General features: G+C 48.0%; 16 protein-coding genes and 1 pseudogene. 6 read left to right on the top strand and 11 right to left on the bottom strand.

From position 1 onward, the window contains the following. Positions 1 to 2 precede the first annotated feature (2 nt). The 4 genes from A8709_RS33270 to A8709_RS33255 all read right to left on the bottom strand — a co-directional run bounded on the left by A8709_RS33270 (position 3) and on the right by A8709_RS33255 (position 5,788). A complete protein-coding gene (locus tag A8709_RS33270) occupies positions 3 to 878 on the bottom strand; it encodes a carbohydrate ABC transporter permease (protein ID WP_065859446.1) in 876 nt (291 codons plus the stop codon). A 75-nt stretch (positions 879 to 953) separates the two neighbouring features. Further along, positions 954 to 2,300, bottom strand: coding sequence for an extracellular solute-binding protein (locus tag A8709_RS33265; protein ID WP_065859444.1), 1,347 nt, complete (start codon positions 2,298 to 2,300; stop codon positions 954 to 956). A 132-nt stretch (positions 2,301 to 2,432) separates the two neighbouring features. Beyond that, positions 2,433 to 3,995 (bottom strand): response regulator transcription factor, encoded by a 1,563-nt coding sequence (locus A8709_RS33260; RefSeq protein WP_065859442.1) that lies wholly within the window; start codon positions 3,993 to 3,995, stop codon positions 2,433 to 2,435. After that, positions 3,992 to 5,788: a cache domain-containing sensor histidine kinase gene (locus A8709_RS33255; protein WP_065859440.1), complete on the bottom strand. Its 1,797-nt coding sequence runs from the start codon at positions 5,786 to 5,788 to the stop codon at positions 3,992 to 3,994. Before A8709_RS33255 ends, A8709_RS33260 begins: the two co-directional genes overlap by 4 nt. A 178-nt stretch (positions 5,789 to 5,966) precedes the next feature. Between A8709_RS33255 and A8709_RS33250 the strand changes: the two genes are divergently transcribed. The 6 genes from A8709_RS33250 (at position 5,967) to A8709_RS33225 (ending at position 10,655) form a co-directional block, all read left to right on the top strand. Further along, positions 5,967 to 6,629, top strand: coding sequence for a helix-turn-helix transcriptional regulator (locus A8709_RS33250; RefSeq protein WP_065859439.1), 663 nt, complete (start codon positions 5,967 to 5,969; stop codon positions 6,627 to 6,629). Beyond that, positions 6,626 to 7,735, top strand: a complete 1,110-nt coding sequence (locus tag A8709_RS33245; RefSeq protein WP_065859437.1) for an alanine racemase — start codon at positions 6,626 to 6,628, stop codon at positions 7,733 to 7,735. Before A8709_RS33250 ends, A8709_RS33245 begins: the two co-directional genes overlap by 4 nt. 19 nt (positions 7,736 to 7,754) lie before the next feature. Further along, entirely contained in the window at positions 7,755 to 9,359 is a 1,605-nt protein-coding gene (locus tag A8709_RS33240) for an N-acyl-D-amino-acid deacylase family protein (RefSeq protein ID WP_065859435.1), read from the top strand. Positions 9,360 to 9,437: 78 nt separating this feature from the next. Further along, a complete protein-coding gene (locus A8709_RS33235; RefSeq protein WP_065859433.1) occupies positions 9,438 to 9,902 on the top strand; it encodes a RidA family protein in 465 nt (154 codons plus the stop codon). A 112-nt stretch (positions 9,903 to 10,014) separates the two neighbouring features. Continuing rightward, positions 10,015 to 10,272 (top strand): hypothetical protein, encoded by a 258-nt coding sequence (locus tag A8709_RS33230; protein ID WP_065859431.1) that lies wholly within the window; start codon positions 10,015 to 10,017, stop codon positions 10,270 to 10,272. Then, entirely contained in the window at positions 10,269 to 10,655 is a 387-nt protein-coding gene (locus A8709_RS33225; RefSeq protein WP_065859429.1) for a retropepsin-like aspartic protease, read from the top strand. Before A8709_RS33230 ends, A8709_RS33225 begins: the two co-directional genes overlap by 4 nt. A 93-nt stretch (positions 10,656 to 10,748) precedes the next feature. On the opposite strand, the gene A8709_RS33220 is transcribed toward A8709_RS33225, so the two are convergent. The 7 genes and pseudogenes from A8709_RS33220 to A8709_RS33190 all read right to left on the bottom strand — a co-directional run bounded on the left by A8709_RS33220 (position 10,749) and on the right by A8709_RS33190 (position 19,316). Then, on the bottom strand, positions 10,749 to 12,485 hold the full coding sequence (locus tag A8709_RS33220) for a methyl-accepting chemotaxis protein (protein WP_167357231.1): 1,737 nt from the start codon (positions 12,483 to 12,485) through the stop codon (positions 10,749 to 10,751). Between the two features lie 83 nt (positions 12,486 to 12,568). Continuing rightward, on the bottom strand, positions 12,569 to 13,600 hold the full coding sequence (gene mglC, locus A8709_RS33215) for a galactose/methyl galactoside ABC transporter permease MglC (protein WP_065859427.1): 1,032 nt from the start codon (positions 13,598 to 13,600) through the stop codon (positions 12,569 to 12,571). Positions 13,601 to 13,618: 18 nt separating this feature from the next. Further along, a pseudogene (locus A8709_RS33210) lies at positions 13,619 to 14,028 on the bottom strand (ATP-binding cassette domain-containing protein); the annotation flags it as partial. Between the two features lies 1 nt (position 14,029). Continuing rightward, a partial coding sequence (locus A8709_RS33205) for a sugar ABC transporter ATP-binding protein (RefSeq protein WP_141692739.1) occupies positions 14,030 to 15,266 on the bottom strand: 1,237 nt, incomplete at its 3' end. Between the two features lie 152 nt (positions 15,267 to 15,418). Then, positions 15,419 to 16,492, bottom strand: coding sequence for a galactose ABC transporter substrate-binding protein (locus A8709_RS33200; protein ID WP_065859423.1), 1,074 nt, complete (start codon positions 16,490 to 16,492; stop codon positions 15,419 to 15,421). A gap of 107 nt (positions 16,493 to 16,599) precedes the next feature. Next, positions 16,600 to 17,577 (bottom strand): substrate-binding domain-containing protein, encoded by a 978-nt coding sequence (locus tag A8709_RS33195; protein WP_065859421.1) that lies wholly within the window; start codon positions 17,575 to 17,577, stop codon positions 16,600 to 16,602. Next, positions 17,574 to 19,316, bottom strand: coding sequence for a cache domain-containing sensor histidine kinase (locus tag A8709_RS33190; RefSeq protein WP_084225758.1), 1,743 nt, complete (start codon positions 19,314 to 19,316; stop codon positions 17,574 to 17,576). The genes A8709_RS33195 and A8709_RS33190 overlap by 4 nt, the downstream gene beginning before the upstream one ends. Position 19,317: the final 1 nt, after the last annotated feature.

Raw genomic sequence — 19,317 nt, 5'->3', positions numbered from 1 at the left:
TGTTAGCGATAGTCTCGCTTCATTAAATACTGGCTGCCTGCAATTAAGACTAGGCTAAGAATAATAATCGCTGTGGAGATCGCACTTCCATATCCGAACCGATACACATTGAAAGTACTGTTATACATATAGGAAGCGAGCAATTCCGTGGAATGTGCAGGGCCGCCGCCTGTCATGACGTAGATCAAATCGAATGCTTTCAAAGAGCCCGAAATACAAAGCACAATCGCAACCTTTACGGTGTCCCAAATCATAGGCAGTGTAACGGCGAATAGCTTGCGTACCGGTCCGACACCATCCAGTTGAGCAGCATCTTCAATCTCAGGCGAAATGTTTTGCAAAGCCGCGATAAACATAATCATATAAGGACCAATATAATTCCAGATGATCGGCACCATCAGTGCGAACATCGATACTTTCGGATCGGAGAGCCACGCTTTTTTCCAGCTATCAAGTCCTACACCATCAAGCAGGAAGTTCAGAATACCAATTTGCGGGTGATAAATGTAACCCCAGATAATACCGACTACAACAGAAGACAAAACCATTGGCATGAAAACAGAAGCGCGAATGATACGTTGGAATGGCGTGCTGCGCATAAGAAGAAGCGCTAGAATCATCGCAATTGGCACTTGACCGAAGACAGAAGCAGCTACGACGAGCATGTTATTTTTAAAAGCTTTCCAGAAGATTGGATCTTTAAATACTTCTACATAGTTGTCAAAACCAATGAATTTAGCCGCACCGATCCCTTTCCAGTCAAAAAAGCCATAATACGCTGACCAAAAGAGCGGTACGATAACGAAAAACAAATAGATGACTAAGGCTGGAAGGAGCCCTACGGTGATGAATCCTCTCATTCTTGCGGACACGTTCATGATGCCCCTCCTCATAAGCTTTTTTAGAAAAAAGGCTCCAGCCCCGGGCTGAGGCTGGAGTCCTTTGGCGAATCATTATTTGCCGACGGCTTTCGCTTGTGCATCTTGAACTTTTTTGGCAATATCCTCTGGCTTAGCGCCCATCAGAAGCTCTTGAAGTCCGTTATTCACGACATCTGCGCTTGCTGAGCTGAGCTTACCATCGTATACAGGGGTCATTTTCACTGTACCCATCATTTTGTAAACATCCGCGAATAAAGAAGTTACTTTTGTTGTATCTAAAGCTACTTTGTAGCTAACCAATTGGTTGCCTTCCAAAATCGCTTTCTGTGCGTCTGGACCAGACAACGCGTAGATCAACTCGTAAGCGGCTTGTTTCTGTGCGCCTGTTACTTTTTTGCTCATACCTAGACCTGTTCCAACAACACCGGATAGTGTGTTCGGGTCACCTTTACCGTTCGGTACGGATGGCAATACGGTTACAGCCAAGTTGGCAAGTGCTTCTTTCGAAGTATTCGACGCTAGGTTAGGTAGTGCCCAACCGCCATCGATCATCATCGCCGCTTTACCTTGCGCGAACATTTGTTCCATTTGTGTGTTATCGATGCTGTTAAAACCATCTTGGAAAGCGCCTGCTTTACCAAGCTGTTGCAGGTACGTCAAGGATTGAACGAATTCTGGATCCGTGAACTTCGCGCCGTTTTGATCAACAGCTTTCAAGAACCAATCTGTTCCTGTTACACGGTCAGCCAAGGAACTCAAGATACTGGATTGTGCAACCCATGCTGCTTTGTTACCAAGCGCGATTGGCGTTACGTTGTTCTTTTTGAACGTTTCCACAGCTTTCATCATGTCGTCCCACGTTTTCGGTGGTTGTACGTTGTATTTGTTGAAGATTTCTTTGTTGTAGTAAAGAATGGATGTTGGCGATAAAGCCATTGGTGCTGCGTATGTTTTACCAGAGATGGAGAAATCATCGAACGATCCTGGCATGAAGTTGCCTTTCCACTCAGGTTTGCTGTCTAGAAGCTCATTAATCGGTTGAATCAAGTCGCCGCCAACGAACTCCTTCGTCATGACACCCGGCCACATTACGAATAGATCTGGCATTTCATTCGCTGCTGCTACGGTTTTCAGACGTGGACGGTAGCCATCGGGCGGAATCCCCTGAATGTCCAAATCGATGTTAGGGTGATCCTTTTTGAATTTATCCAAATATTCGCGCATTGTTTTGGCACGTGTATCTTCGCCTGTATAGTTATGCCAGATGGATAGCTTTACTTTCTCCGCAGGCTTCGCTGTTTCTGTTTTCGCTGGTGCCGTGCTTCCCTTCGCCCCATCTGTAGTTCCACTAGACCCACAACCTGCTAACAACGATAAGGACATCGTAGCCGCCAATGTAACGATAAATGACTTTTTCATTCGTTCGGACCTCCTAAAAGTTTCGTAGCAACTAGCTCCTTCACTTGCGAGCTTTCTTCGTTACTCCTTCAGTATAGGGGACAATAACCGGAAGAGGTACGGGAGAGACTTCGGCGCGAAGGGGGACATTTATCAGTCTTTACTTCCCTGGCGAAATTCCGATGGCGTTCTTCCCGTGTGCTTTTTGAACTGTTGGGTAAAATATTTGATATCCTCGTAGCCCACTCTTCTGGCAATGTCGCTTACTTTCATTTGCGTGCTCTGCACGATATCTGTCGCTAACTTCATTCGCTCACGCGTAACGAATTCGAGATAGGTACAGCCTGTCTCCCGCTTAAAAACCTCACTAAAATGATTGGGATTGATATGAACGAAGCCCGCTACCTGTTGAAGCGATATGGGCTGATGCAAATTGTCCCGAATATACGCAATCGACTTGTGGATGTAGGCATACTTGCTCTGATCAAGCCCTTGATGGAACAGACTCATGATCGCAGACAATAGCTTAAACACCTCTTCTTCAGGTCGACCTTCTCCCTCCAGCTTCGGCAGTGCGCTCAGGGCGGACATCTCCTGCTCAGCAGAACGAGCTCGCTCTAACCAGCGATATCCGGCGATCACCATCGATTGCAAATACCCTTGAACAGACAGCGGTGTTGCCGCGGCATCCTCCAGCTGTGCACGAACTTTCTGATTGACCCAGTGTCTGAGGTCTGTCGCATTATCATTCATGAGAATCGCCGCAAGCTCCGACTCCTCTTTCTCTGTACATACCGTGCGACTCCCGCTTCGCTCTTGAATATCTTCAAGCGTATACAGCCCAGAAGGACTCAACAGTCCATGGTAGGCAAAAACGTCCTTGGCCGCGCGATAGGACGCGCGGAGTCCCTCATCATCATGGGCTACGGTGCCCAGTGTTGCAAACACCGCGCATTTCAGCGTTTCGCTGACCCGTTTGAGCGCGTTTTTGAGCCCAGCTGCATCCGTGACTCCTGCCTCATACCGGACGACAAGTACGAAATGATCCTTCTTCATCAGCGTCACACACGGCAGCAGCTCGTACAAAATATTCTCTGCTGCGCCCAGAAGCAGATCGGCGAATGGCATCTCTCCCCAGCCCGAACAGGATACGAAGAGTACCTGCCGTGCAGTTGGTAAGCTCGCATCCTCCGCTATAGGATCGACGCCATTCTTACGAAACCATTGATGCAGCTGTGTACGAGCCTCTTCATCATCTTGCAAGCCCCGACTCAGTGCTCTGTCCAGCAACTGTGAGCGAAGCGCTGCTTGCTGCAGATTATCCTGTTTCACAGACTCCCATTTATCCATGATGTTCTGCTTCGCCTTCAGCGCAGCTTTAATAATCTCTTCCGGACGGCTTGTTTTCAGCAAATAGTCCGTAACGCCCCCTCGTAAAGCTTGCTGCGCATAGCTGAAATCATCATATCCGGTGAGAATGACGATCTCTGTATCTGGCAGGATGAGCTTTATTTCCCGGGCAAGCTCGATGCCATCCATCCCCGACATACGTATATCAGTTAGCACAATATGCGGTTTCTCATGGGGAATCCGCTCCAATGCCTCTTCGGCGGAGGAAGCTGCGGGCAGCAGCTCCAAACCGAGCTCTTTCCAATCAATCACGGTACACAGGCCCGTTCGAATGATGACCTCGTCATCAACAATCAGAATTCTCATACCGACGACTCTCCAATCTCTCGTGGAATTGTGAATGTAATACGTGTACCTGTTCCGAGCGTACTCTCCAAGACGAGGCCAGACCCGATACCATAATGCAACAGCAAACGGCGATGCACATTAATGAGTCCATAGCTGGTCACTACCTTCTTTCGTTCTTCATCCGCTTCGCTTCGTATTCCGAGCTTTTGATTTGCCGAAGTCAACTGGCCCTGAATGTCCCGCAGCTTCGCTTCATCCATCCCAAGCCCCGTATCTTCAACGATGAATTTCATATGATGCTCGCGCAGCTCGCCATGCACATAAATATTCCCCTTGGTTTTCTTCTTTTGAATGCCATGAATCAAGCTGTTCTCGATCAGCGGCTGCAGCAGCAGCTTCAACATCGTACTCTGTGTCATCCCTGGGTCGATAAAAAATTCAATCTCAAACTGATCCGGGAACCTTATCGCCTGAATGTAAGCATAGTTCTGAGCATGAGAAACCTCCTGCTGCACCATACAGAATTCTTCGCCTTTATTTAGGCTGAATCGTAAGAAATCACTGAGTGCACCGACCATTTCCGCAATCTGGCGATCCTTATTCATTAAGGCAATCCAGTGGATCGAAGACAGTGTGTTATATAAAAAATGCGGATTAATCTGTGCTTGCAGCGCCATAATATCCGCTTCCTTCTTCATCGCCTCATTGAGCTGAACCTGATCCTTCAGGCGGCCAATCCGCTCACTCAGCTTATTGTAACTATGTACAAGCAGACCAACCTCATCCACACTTTTCACCTCAAAAGTAGGAATTGTCTCGTCCGGGTTTATATCCTTGAGGTATTTCGTCAGCTTCATCAGGGGATTCGTTACCCAGCGTAAGAAGTACAAGACCAAACCCATCGCCAGCAAGAGCGCAATGATGATCGTAACGGCCGTTACCGTCAAAACGAAGTTATTTTGCTTTTGATAAATATTGGTCGGAATGAAGCCGACTAATTTCCAGTCTGTACGCGGAAGAGCATTGTATAGAACGGTATAGGGATGCATCCCTTGCAGGACACTCGATACCCCGCTTGTCCCCGTAAATGCCTGCATATTGGGGATCACCTCAGTGATGTCTCTCATTAACCACTTCGGATCACCACCGGCAATAATGTGATTACTCGCGTCTACGAGGACGACAAATCCACTCGCTTCCCAGCCGGACTCCGTCAAATAATGCTCAATTTCTGCCAGGTCTAGCGAAAAGGATAAGGTTCCTAACGTTTTGAAAAGGTTATAATCCCGGATCGGTCTCACCAGTGAAATCACCTTACGAAGCCCATCCGAGGTTTGAATATCATAGGGTGGCGACCACCACTTCGGTACTTTTTTATATTCGGATTCGTACTGTTGCAAAAGGGGGTATAAGCCCGAATTCGTGATCGTAGTTGTAAATAACACCGGATTGCTGTTCTTAGGAGCAATCGTGATGTTGGCAATATACTTTTTGGAATAGGATAAGTTCCATAAGGTTCCGATCAGCTGCGAATATAGGTTGATATCGCTTTCTTCCTTGCCTAAGTACGCTTGGACATCCCGCTGTCCGATCAGGAAGATCGACATATTCTCGACGTCTTGGATGACAAAATCAAGCTTATCGGTCACCTGTTTCAAGGTGTTCATCCCTGCTTGCTTCGCTTTATCCTCCGTCACGGAGGTTGCGATTCGATAGGATACGGTTCCCATGGTCAGCAGCGGCAAGACGACGGCGAATAAAATAAGTAAGATAAGCTTGCGATTGAGTGATTTAGCAAACCATCGCTTCATGGAGATGCCCCCTCTCTTGGTGTCATTCTTCTTACCATTATCTTTTTAACATAGTATCATGAGCGGCACTGGAAAATCATACTTTTTTTTAGCCTAACAAACTTTTTGTTTGACATTCAAAATGTTTGTGATACTATTTTGCTCAGAATAACTTACACCTGCAGGGAGGTTAACCGGTATGGAATCGATTCAAGATGAGTTCGGATTTTTGACTGATCTGGTGACAGGGCTGGCCGCTCAATTCGGCGACAACTGCGAAGTTGTGCTGCACGATTTAACTGGTTCCTATGAAAGCTCCATCGTCGCGATTGCGAACGGTCACATCACAGGGCGTAAAGTCGGAGATCCCGGTACCAATCTAGGATTAGAATTGCTGCGAGGCAATCATGTAAACGGCAACAAATTTAACTATTTAACGCAAACGAAGACCGGACGCATACTGCGCTCCAGCTCGATGTATATGAAAAATAAAGCAGGCACGATCATCGGCTCACTCTGCATTAACATGGATATTACCGACCTCATGGTCGCTGAGAAAACATTACAAAACCTCATCAATCCAGCAGGCGAGCCCTCCGAAGTGAAGGAATCGTTCGTAACGAGCGTGAGCGATCTGCTCGATGCTCTGATTCAAGAGGCGCAAGAAGTCATTGGCAAGCCCGTCGCGGTTATGACCAAAGACGATAAAATGCGAATGATCCAGTTGCTTGACGCGAAAGGTGCCTTCCTCATCAAAAAGGGCGGCGAGAAAATTTGCACCTACTTAAACATTTCCAAGTACACCCTGTACAGCCATTTGGAAGAAGGCAAAAGTAACGCGAAAGAGAGTGAATCCCTATGACAATCTCCCTAGAAACGCCTTGTGTGATCATTGATACGGACATTCTAGCACGCAATATTCAAACCATGGCAGACCGTGTTGGGCAACATAACACTGTGAAGTTAAGACCTCATGCGAAGACGCATAAACTCCCTTCCGTCGCTCAGCTTCAAATCGATGCAGGTGCTGTGGGCATTACCGTAGCTAAGGTATCGGAAGCCGAAGTCATGGCCGCTCATGGGATTGGTAATATCTTCATTGCCTACCCACTCGTGACTGTGAGCAAAATCGAACGCGCCATTCGCCTCAGTGAGAAGATTGAGCTCATCGTCGCTGTGGACAGCTTGGCTGGTGCCCTGCTTATCGAGCAAACGGCTGCAAGGCTGGGACACACCGTGCAGGTTCGGTTAGAGATTGACACCGGGCTGCGCAGAACGGGTGTGCTGTATGAGCAGGCTCCCGCGCTTGCTGCAGAGATTGCCCGCTTGCCGCACTTGCGGCTGACTGGCATCTACACGTTCCGCGGAGCTTTGCTTGATGGCAAGCCCACGCTCGACGTGGCTGCCGCTGGCTGGGAAGAAGGTCAGCTGATGGCTGATCTCGCTGACCGGCTTCGCACTGCTGGCATCGCCATCGAAGATGTCAGCGTTGGCTCTACGCCGACGGCGTTGTATGCCGCGGCGGTTCCAGGCGTGACGGAGGTTCGCCCCGGCACCTACGTCTATCAAGATCGGATGCAGGCGCAGTTAGGCGTCTGCGAGCTGGAAGACTGCGCCGGCAGCGTGCTAGTCACCGTCGTGAGCCGCCCTTCGGCGGATCTGGCGATCGTCGATGGCGGCAGCAAAACCTTCGCAACCGATGTGCAGCCTGGCACGAACCCCTTGCATCTGCGCGGTTTCGGCCATATTCACGGCCTAGACGATGCGTTTCTTACACGGTTGAGCGAGGAACACGGCATGTTGGAGCTGGGCCCTCTGGCTCAAGCGGCCAACCTGCAAGTCGGCGACCAGCTCCGTATTATTCCGAATCACATTTGCAGTACGGTTAACCTGCATAATCAGGTTGTTATGCAGCGTGGAGACACATTTGAACGCTTGCCTGTGCTTGCACGGGGCATGCTGGAATAAATTCGGGAGGTGACCCATCATGTTAGATCTTATTTTGAAAAACGGACGCATCGTCGATGGCACCGGCAATCCATGGTTTGCTGGCGATGTCGGTATCCAAGGTAATCAAATCGTCGCGGTAGGTCAGCTTTATGAGGAAGCTGCTCGCGTCATCGATGTGAATAAGCAAGTCATTTCCCCTGGCTTTATTGATGGGCATTGTCATTCCGATCTGATGATTTTCGATTATCCGCACAGTGAAATCAAAATGCGACAAGGCGTTACCGCCGAAGTTGTCGGCAACTGCGGGCTTGCCCCTGCTCCCTTCGTTCCTTCACAAGCGGAGCTTCTCCAAAGCTATGTTCAGCCGGTGCTCGGTCAGACCAAATGGCAATGGCCATGGGAATCCGTGGCGGAATACATGGATGCCGTGGCTAAATCGCGCCCTTCAGAGCATATGGCTACCTATGTCGCGCATGGCGCACTGCGTATTGCCGTGATGGGCTTCGCCAATCGTCCAGCTACGCCGCAGGAAATTACGCAGATGAAGCTGATGCTCGAAGATGGCTTGCGGGCGGGAGCGATCGGCTTCTCGATCGGACTTCTCTATGCGCCAGGTAGCTACACGAGCAAGGAAGAAATTGCTGAGCTATGCTCCGTGCTGCCAAAATATAACGGCCTCTTCTCCACCCATATTCGCGGAGAAGGGAATAATCTGCTGCCTTCCGTCAAGGAAGTCATCTGGATCGCCGAGAAGGCTGGTGTTTCGCTGCACATCTCCCATCTGAAGGCAGCCGGCAAGCGCAATTGGGGACAAATCACCGATGCGCTCGAACTGATTGAAGATGCACGTTCACGCGGGATGGACGTTACGTGCGACGTGTACCCGTACAATGCAGGCTCCACTAGCTTAACGACCATTCTTCCTCCTTGGGTGCTCGAAGGCGGGATCGAGAGCGCGCTGGAAGTGCTGCGCGATCCATCGCTTCGTGCCCGTGTTCGTGAAGAATTGAGCCACGAACAGACAACCTGGGACAACCTGATTTGTTCCACAGGCTGGCAAAGCGTGTTCCTCTCCGCGATGCACACGGAGCGCAATGGCCATCTCGAAGGCAAACACCTTGCCGAGATTAGCGAAATCCGCGGGCAGGATCCAGCGGAGTGTATGATGGATCTGCTTTTGGAAGAAGAAGGCCGTATCTCCATCGTCTACTTCCATATGTCTGACACTGATGTGGGACAAGTTGTTGCTTACGATAAGTCACTCATCGCGTCAGATAGTCTTACTTGCGATACAGGAAAGCCGCATCCGCGCTTATATGGGACATTCCCACGTGTGTTCGCGAAGTATGTGCGAGAGCAGCGCATCCTTACATTGGAACAAGCTGTGCGCAAGGTAACTTCGTTCCCTGTGCAACGCTTCAAGCTAGGTAAACGCGGGCTGATCGTGCCTGGCTACATCGCCGATATCGCTGTGTTTGATCCAGAAACCATTCAGGATCATGCGACCTTCGAGAATCCGAGACAGTATCCGGATGGGATCTCGCATGTCGTGGTGAATGGGGCCCTCTCACTAACCAATGGTGAGCATACCCATGCGCGAGAAGGCAGCTTCATTCGTGCACAGCATTGCTGTCGACATTAATCTGCGTCACAGCAGTACGACCTTTTAACAACTAAACGAATCTATTCTAAACTTAACTTTGACTTGGAGGTCATTCATATGTCCGTTATTGAACAGCGTTTGCAAGAGCTAGGTATCACACTTCCCCCATCCCCAGAACCGCGTTTCACGTATATTCCATGCAACCAAACTGGGAATCTGATTTACTTGTCCGGTCAGGACTGCCGTATCAATGGCGAGTTAATGTATGAAGGTAAACTCGGCCGTGAAGTGACGATTGAGCAAGGCCAAGCTGCTGCTCGTCAAACAATCATCAACTGCTTAGCGGTCATGAAAGGTTATTTAGGCGATTTAGACCGTGTTGTCAAAATCGTTAAAATGCTCGGCTTCGTCAACAGCGAATCCGGTTTCGGCGACCAGCCGTATGTCATCAACGGCGCATCCAACTTGCTCGTTGAGATCTTTGGCGAAAATGGCAAGCATGCCCGCTCCGCGATCGGCACTAGTGATCTGCCTTTCCACACACCTGTGGAAATTGAATTGATTGTTGAAATTCGCGACTAGGGATATTGGGAATAACCGGGGCTGTTCTACAAGTAGAATCATTCACTTGTAGAACAGCCCTAAGTTTTTTTATGATATAATCAGTACAAGATATTGTATTGGAGGTGGGCAGATGCGTTGGGAAGAAGTGCGAGAACAGTATCCAGATGAATGGGTTGTCTGCGAAGCATTAGTATCACATTCCAAAGAAGGCTATTGGTATATTGATGAAGTAGCCGTTATTGATCGATACGAGGATTCAAAAATTGCCATGAAACGCTACTACGAGCTGCATCGGGAAAAACCTAATCGAGAATACGGTTTTTTCCACACCTCACGAGAAAACTTGCAACTACGTGAAAAATGGTCTGGCATACGAGGGCCTAGATGAATATTGATCTAATCTATGGATTACCATTTATAGCAGTAACCATATGCTACAAAGGCCAAGAGCTTATTTTAGAGCATGTATTATTAGATACAGGTTCAGCAGGAACGATATTCAATGCTGATATTGTAGATCAAATAGGAGTTAACGTTGAACCAGGAGATTTCTTAAGTACAATAAGAGGCGTTGGTGGTGTTGAGGTTGTCTACTCCAAACGTTTAGATTTCGTTCGCATTGGGGAAATTTCTTTGCAAGAATTTGAAGTTGAGATTGGTGAGATGAACTATGGTATGTCTGATGGCATTCTTGGATTTGATTTCATACGATCTACAGGAATGATTATTCATTCTAAGGAACTGAGAATTAGTCTTACAGGGGTTATATAGGCCCCAGCCACAGTAGATATGATTTTGCTAAGAAAGGGTCTGTCCCACAATGTAGATAAAGCTACATGTGGAACAGACCCTTTTCTTTACCCCTCACACCCGAAAGCGCCCAATCAAACCCTGCAACTCCGCAGCCATGCTGCTCAGCACCGTCGCAGAGGAGACGATCTCCTCCATGCTCGCGTACTGACCCTCGATGTTGGCCGAGACGTTCTTCGCTCCTGCAGCGGTCTGCCCCGCGACTTCGTCGATGGAGCGAATCACGCCTACCGCGACGAGCGTCTTCTCGGAGATCGCCTCCGAGCAGCCCGCCACCTCCTCGATCTGACGCGCGACCTCGTCCATCGCGGAGCGAATGCGGCGGAACGTCGCTCCCGCTTCGCCCACAACCGCAAGCCCTGTCTCCACCTCGCGGCTGCCCGCCTCAGTGGAGTTCATGACTTCCCTCGTTTCCTCCTGAATACTCGTCACAAGGGAAGCCACATCCTGCGCCGCTGCGCCCGTCTGCATAGAGAGCTTGCGGACTTCCTCCGCAACCACGGCGAACCCTTTGCCCGCCACGCCAGCGCGTGCCGCTTCAATCGAAGCGTTGAGCGCGAGCATATTCGTTTGCCGCGCAATGCCGGCGATCATCGCGTTCGCGTTCACAATTTTTTCCGAACGTTGGCTTAGCTTCTCAACCGATTCTGCAAGCTCCTTCATCTTGGCGTAAATCGCTTGCATCTGCGAAACTGCTGTTTCAATTGCCACTGTGCCCTCCCCGGCCTCCTGCTGGGCAACTAAAGACTGCTTATTGGCCGTTTGCGTTACACTCGCAATTTGTGTCACCGCTGCGGACATTTCCTCCATGATGGCAACGCCTTGATAAACACTGCCCACCTGGGCATTCGTTCCTTGTGAAATCAGTTGCATCGTACCCGTAATTCGCTCCGACAACTCACTAACCTGATTCGAATTCGCACTGAGCTCTTCCGATGCCGAGGCCACTTGCTCCGCACTTCGGCCTACTTGACTAATTAAGCCTTGCAAATTCCCTTTCATCTGATTGAATGCAATCGCCAGATCACGCAACTCATCGCGGCCCCTCACCTCAACATCACTCACGGTTAGATCACAATTCGCAATGCGTTCTGCTGCTTTTACCATCGTTCGTACAGGTTTAACTATCGAGCGCGACACTAAGAGACCCATTAGTAGCGCGAATAGGAGCGCACCAGCACTCTCCCAAATCAACGTCCGTATCGTCGACGAAACCGTGTTATGATTCTGAGCAGAAGCATCTGCCTGAATGACTGTCTCCAACTCCTCAATTTTAGCCGCTGATTGCGTCAAAGTCTCCGTTGTCGGGATCGCCCACTGCATCGCTTCTGCTTTGGCTAAGGACGTGTCACCTTTGGCACCGTAAGCAACGACTTTCTGAACTAACCTAGCAAAGGTTTGATTTGCTTCCAACATGGCGTTGACGGCAGATTGTTCGTCCTCATTCCCCCCGCCTGCATCATTCATTTTGGTAATGATCGTGGACAGCTCCGTATTCATATCCGTTAACCGCTTCTCCCGGTCCTTCGACGGATCAAGCACATAACCGAACAACAAACTGGTTTGCATCTGTGTCTTCTCTTTGATTTCCGCTACATCTTGAAGGAGCCTCACATTCGTATCGAGCAATTCCGTATACGAAGTATCTACTTTTTTGACGTATGTATACGACAATCCACTTGTGATCCCTACAAGTAAGGATACAAGGACGAAAGCCCCCACCAACTTACTTTGCAAAGAAATAGACACTAACCGTTTCATCTTGTCAGGCCGGTCGTAGTTCGTATTCAATGTCTCATCCCCCATTTCGTAGTAAACGCTTACAACCAACTCGGATAGAAAAGGCTGCCGATTATTTCGACAGCCTCCAAAGCTTACTTCGAATTCATGTATTTCCGCATGTCAAACGCTACAGCTGCAACGATGATCACACCTTTAATAATCAACTGCCAGTACGGGCTAATTCCGATGAACGTCAGACCGTAGTTGATAACGCTGAAAATCAATACCCCTGCAAGAACACCTGGAACCGTTCCGATACCACCTGAAGTTGATACACCGCCGACTACGCAAGCCGCGATCGCATCAAGCTCGTACATGTTCCCGTAGTTATTCGTTGCTCCACCCGTTCTAGCTGCTTCCAATACCCCTGCTAGTCCATAAAGCGCACCAGCAATACCGTAGATGTAAATCAAGTAACGGTTTACGTTAATTCCTGAAACGACCGCGGCATGAATGTTTCCACCGATCGCATACATGTATTTACCAAGTTTTGTTTTGTTGAAAACGATCCATACGATAATCGCAACCACGATTGCGAAGATGACAATATAAGGAATGGAATACGTTGCGCTGGAACCGATGGAGCCTGTTCCTAGCTTACTGAAGTCAGGTCTCAAGCCACCAATTGGCTGGGACTGATTCGGCTTCATGTCGAAGTACAAGGAGTTCGCACCATATACGGCAACCATCGTACCTAATGTAGCGATAAATGGCGGAACGCGTAATTTAGCAACTACAATTCCGTTGATAAGACCGATCAAAAGACCTGCAATAATCGCAATAATAATAGGAACAAACAATGGCAAATGCGGAAGGTCTGGGAAGAATCTTCTACCATATTCCTGAGTTTGCAGCATGGAAGCGGAAATGACCGCGGTTAAACCAACGATTCGACCTGCGGATAGATCCGTTCCTCCCGTGATCAGAATGAAAGCTGCACCCAATGCGATAATAACGCGTGTAGATGACTGCAATAAGATATCCCGTAGAATACTGACGGATAAAAAGCGTGGATCGTAAATGGCGATCCCAATTACTAGAACAACTAAAACGATGTAAATGGCGTATTTGGTAATGAACCCGCTAAGGTCTCTCGATTTCAATGTTTCTGTTTTTGTAGTCATGGTTCTAGGCCCCCTCCATTATGCCATATGCTGTGCAGCAAGGCGCATAATCTCTTCTTCTGTTGCTTTATTTCCTTCGACAATACCCGTCAGACGTCCCTCGCACATGACCATGATTCGGTCTGACATCCCAAGTAACTCGGGCATTTCAGAAGAGATCATGATAATACTTTTACCTTGCTTCGCAAGATCAGCAATGATGGAGTAAATCTCGAACTTCGCCCCTACGTCAATCCCCCGCGTCGGTTCATCAAGAAGGAGAATTTCAGGTTCGGTTAGCAGCCATCTCGCTAGCAACACCTTTTGTTGGTTACCACCTGATAAGTTTTTGATCAGCGCATGCATATTTGGCGTTTTAACGCGCAGCATCTCGATGCTTTGCTTGACTTCCGCTTTACGCTTCGCTTCTTGAATGAAGCCTAATGGGTNCCTTTTGTTGGTTACCACCTGATAAGTTTTTGATCAGCGCATGCATATTTGGCGTTTTAACGCGCAGCATCTCGATGCTTTGCTTGACTTCCGCTTTACGCTTCGCTTCTTGAATGAAGCCTAATGGGTTCATATAGCGACCCAAGTTAGCAATGACCGTGTTCTCCAAAACGGATAACACAGGGAAAATACCCGTTACACGACGCTCTTCCGTCAGTAAGGCGATTTTTTGCTTAATCGCATCAATTGGCGACTTCAGCTTCACTTGCTTACCGTGGATGGAAATGTTGCCAGAAGCAATGCCTCTCATCCCGAACAAAGATTCAATCAATTCTGTACGCTGCGCGCCTACAAGACCGCCAACCCCTAGAATCTCACCCTTTTTCAGCTCAAATGACACGTTCTTGAACGATTTAGGAACTACAGAAGTCAGATCCTCTACCTTCATCAAGACACCCGTCGGTACATTACTGCGCTCAGGGAAACGTTCCTTCAAATCACGTCCAACCATCTTCGAAATAATCATGTCCGTGGTGAGATCTGCAGATGCCCACGTCCCGATTTTGGTACCATCACGCATGATCGTGACTTCATCCGAAATCTCAAGAATTTCTTCCATTTTATGTGAAATATAGATGATCGAACAGCCGCGGCTTCTCAGATCGCGAATGATACGAAACAACTGCTCAACTTCATTGCCAGTTAGCGATGAAGTCGGCTCATCCATAACAATAACTTTCGAATTGAAGGAAACAGCCTTAGCAATTTCAATGGATTGCACTTTGGATACCGATAAGGTACCAACCAATGTATCCGGTTTAATGTCCATTTGGAGTTGATTGAATAAATCCTCTGTATCTGTACGCATTTTTTTATGATCCACTAGTTTCAAAGGTCCGATACCTTTTAGTGGAAATCTACCTAACCAAATATTCTCCATCACATTGCGATGTGGAACTGGGTGAAGCTCTTGATGGATCATGGAAATACCGTTTGCTAACGCATCTTTGGAGTTCGTAATCGTAGCTACTTCTCCATTCAGCTTGATTTCTCCACCATCGGGCTTATAAATACCGAATAGGCATTTCATCAGCGTCGATTTACCTGCTCCGTTCTCCCCCATCAGCGCATGTACGCTGCCTGGACGGACTTTGAGGGTGACGTTATCCAGCGCCTTAACGCCGGGGAACTCTTTGGAGATTTGATTCATTTCCAATAAATAGTCATGTACAGTCATGGTAACTCCCCCTACAGCTCACGATAATCCCCACAAAGTGAAGCCTTAATTCGAAGCTTATTTCTCTTTAACCTTCGTATAGATTCCCAAAAAAGGAAGGCAAAAGCGCGATGATTCTCATCGATCGCCCTCTTGCCTCTACCCATCACAAATTACTTCGCTTCGTTCATGTTGTCTTTTGTGATTTTTTTGTAGGAAATCCAAACATATTTACCATCTGTGATATCATAGCCAGTTGTTTCTTTGCTTGGTACTAGACCATTAGCAAGAGCTGTTGCTACGCTTGTCGTTGCTGCACCTTGGTTTTTCGCATCGTTGAGAACTGTTCCAAGAAGCGTGCCATCGCTAAGCGCTTGAAGAGCTGGAGCTGTTGCATCTACACCAACAACTGGAAGTGTTTTACCATCTTTGAAATAGCCCTTTGCTTTCAAAGCTTCGATCGCGCCAAGCGCCATATCATCGTTGTTCGCAAGAACAGCTTCGATTTTGCTTTCGCTGGAAGCTAGGAATGCTGCCATTTTCTCTTGACCTTTAACGCGGTCCCACATCGCTGTATCTTCTGCTACTTTTTCTACACCCATACCAGCATCTGTAATCGCTTGGATGGAGAATTTCGTACGAAGCTCAGCATCTTGGTGTCCTGGCTCGCCTTTTAGCATAACGTATTGAATCTTACCATCATGGTTTTTGTCCGCTTCTGGGTGAGCTTTGAAGTAGTCAACCAATAGTTGGCCTTCCATAGTTCCGGATTGCTCAGCTTTAGCACCTACGTAGTAAACTTTGTCCCATTTCTTCATGTCGTCCGCAAGTGGCTCACGGTTCAAGAAGACAACTGGAATGTTAGCTGTTTTTGCTTTATCGATGATAACGCCAGCTGCTGTGCGGTCAACTGCGTTGATTGCAAGCGCGTTAACTTTTTTCGTGATGAATAGATCGACTTTATCGTTTTGTGTTGGTTGGGAGTTTTGGCTATCTACGATATCCACAGTTGCTTTGTCTTTCGCTGCATCCGAAATAGCCGCGCGAACACCGGACATGAATGTATCGTCAAATTTATAGATCGCAACACCGATTGTAGGCTTTTTGCCAGCTGCTGGAGCTGTCGTTGCCGCTGCACCTGTAGATGCTGCTGGGGAAGTTGATGGTGTAGTTTCTGTTTTATTTCCACAACCTGCAACGGTTGCCACCAGTGCGCCTGCTACGGCAAGTGTAAGTAATTTTTTCAATGAAAGACCCTCCCTAAAAGGTGTATTGTTTGTTTACATTCCCTACTATAATGGTTCAAAAGGAAGAAACAAATGCAATATCCTCATGTCTTCTATCGAAATTCTCATCACTTTATAAATGGGAATAGCAGTTTCTGATTGTCGGACCAGAACATATTATTCAGATCAATCGCCTTAATCCCTGTATCTACATGGGTTGGCAGCTTTTTGCCCGATGCAGCTTCGACAGCGCTTTTCACGCCCAAATAACCGATACTAAACGGATTTTGAATGATCGTAGCTTGAATAACACCCTCTTGCAGCAGCTCTAGCTCTTCAGAAGTGCTGTCAAAAGTGATGATTTTCACCTTGCCTTGTAGATGTCGGCTTTGAACGGCGGTGGCGACGCCAACCGAAGAAATTTCATTCAAGGCCACGATGCCATCTAGTTGAGGATGCTTGTCGATGACGCTATGCGTCAGTTGTGCCGCGAGCTCGCGATCGGTCAAGCTATACACCTTATCGATCACATGAACGTCCGGATACTTGGCTATTTCGTCTAGAAGCCCTAGTTCCCGCTGCTCCGTATTTCGTTCACCTTGCTTAAAGCTGACAATCGCAATTTGCCCGCTCTTTCCTATCAATTGAATCAACTGCTTGCCAGCTAGTTGCCCCGCTTCGTAATTATTGGCGCCAATGTAGCTCTGTACATTTTTCGATTCCACTTCGGAGTTGATTGAAATGACAGGGATATGCGCTCCCTTCGCTTCATCAACGACCTTAGACAACTCCTTATAGTCATTGGCTGCCAAAACGATGGCATCCGGGCCGCTCGAGATGGACTGCTCCATCAGGGCAATCTGCCCTTTCACATCCGCTTCATCGCCAGGTGCGCGAAAGTCTAACGCAACATCGAATTCCTTTGCAGCAACCTCAGCGCCCATTTTCACCGTCTTCCAGTAGTCCCCTTCTTGACTGCGAAGAATGACTTCGAGATGTCGCTTATGGTCCACAGGCAAGGTGTTATCGTCACGTGCTACTTCCGTACAGGAGGACACGGATACGATAGCAATAAGGATAGCGATCAATAAAGCCTTGAATCTCATTGTTCTCCCTCCCCTTCCTCATCCAACAGGGCTGGAATCGTAATCGTGACAACGGTTCCTTCCTCAAGCTCACTATCAATATGAACGCCATAATCCATGCCAAAATACAGCTGAATCCGCTCATGAACATTACGCAGCCCAACACCAGAGCCCTTTTCGCTTTTGACCTGGCCCGACAAAATGCTTTTCAGTGTCTCCTCCGACATCCCGACCCCATTATCACGAATTTGGAACAGAATCTTCCCCTTGTCCATCGTGACCGAGAGCTCAATCAGTCCTTCATCCACCATATATTCGATCCCATGATAGAGCGCATTTTCCACAAAAGGCTGCAGAATCAGCTTGAGCGTCTTGTATGACAGCACGTCATCAGCAACCTGAATTTCGTACTCGAACTTGTCCTTATAGCGCATCTTCTGGATGATCAAATAGTTGCGAATATGTTCGATTTCCTCACCGATCGTAATAATATTTTTGCCTTTGCTGAGCGAAATCCGGAAAAACTTCGAAAGCGACGTAATCGTCGTCACGACCTCATCCTTCTTCCCATTGCCGACCATCCGCACGACCGAATTGAGTGTATTGTATAAAAAATGTGGATTAATCTGCGATTGCAGAACCTCCAGCTCATTCTTCCGCTTAATTTCCTGCTCCAGCAAGCTTTGGTCCATCAGCTCTCGCACCCTCGATACCATGAGATTGAATCGCCGCGATAGCTGCTCCACCTCATCCGCCCCCCGGACATGAATATAGGTGTCAAAATGACCCTTCTCCACCATTTCCATCGACTTTTTCAGTCGTTTAATGGGCTGCGAAATACGTGCGGACATGAAGGATGAGATTAATAAAATGAAGAACAAGACAATCACCAGCAGCCAAATCATGAACGTGCTGATTTCCTTACGCGTCGTCACCACTTCGTCTAGGTAAGAGACCCCGATAATTTTCCAACCGATGTTATTCACCGTCCTTACAACATTAAGCCGCGACTCCCCTTCGCTCACATCCATATATTTACCATACGAAAACTTGAGCGCCTGCTCCACATTCTCATATTTCAGCCCAATATAAATCAGCTGCTGCTGCGGGTGATACACAATGCTTCCTGCGGAATCGTCGATGATATAGACATATCCCTTCTTCCCTAGTGAGACCGTGCGAAACAGATCGTCCAGCGTCTTGAAGTTAATATCAACCAAAATAACCGCATCCACCAGGTTCCCATTCTGCTCAATCTTGACCCCTTTACTCATGGAAACCACCCACTTGTAGGGATCTTTGAATAGGTTTTGGATGTGCGGCAGCGAGAAAGTTAGATGGTTCGGGTTATCCAAGGCAGACTTAAACCACGACTGCTCGAGCAGCCGTGTATTTTTGCGCATTTCCGTTGTGGGAACACCCGTGACCAGCCCGCCATCTGCGGTAAAAAGATGAATCGAAACAATGTCCGCACGCGTACTCGCGATCGTATCCAGCTGCTCCAGCAGCTTGTCCGACGGGATGCCGCGGCTTTTCGCTATTTTGGCATCCACGACCTCGAACGTATCGGACATTCCCTTGATATACTGCTCTAGGTTAAACTGAACCTGCTCAATGACCTGCTGCGTATTCAGGGCCGCGCTTTCTTCCGCCGTTTTGGCGAACTTATTATACAGCACGAGGGACACAATCAACATAACGGTAACCGTAATAAGAATAAAGGACATCGTAATCGTAAATTGAATGCTTTTGACCCGCATC

Origin of the sequence: Paenibacillus pectinilyticus (assembly GCF_001700435.1) — a bacterium.
Lineage (GTDB): Bacteria > Bacillota > Bacilli > Paenibacillales > NBRC-103111 > Paenibacillus_E > Paenibacillus_E pectinilyticus.
Note: the sequence above shows the minus strand (reverse complement) of the source record. Positions and strands in the feature narration are given on the sequence as shown.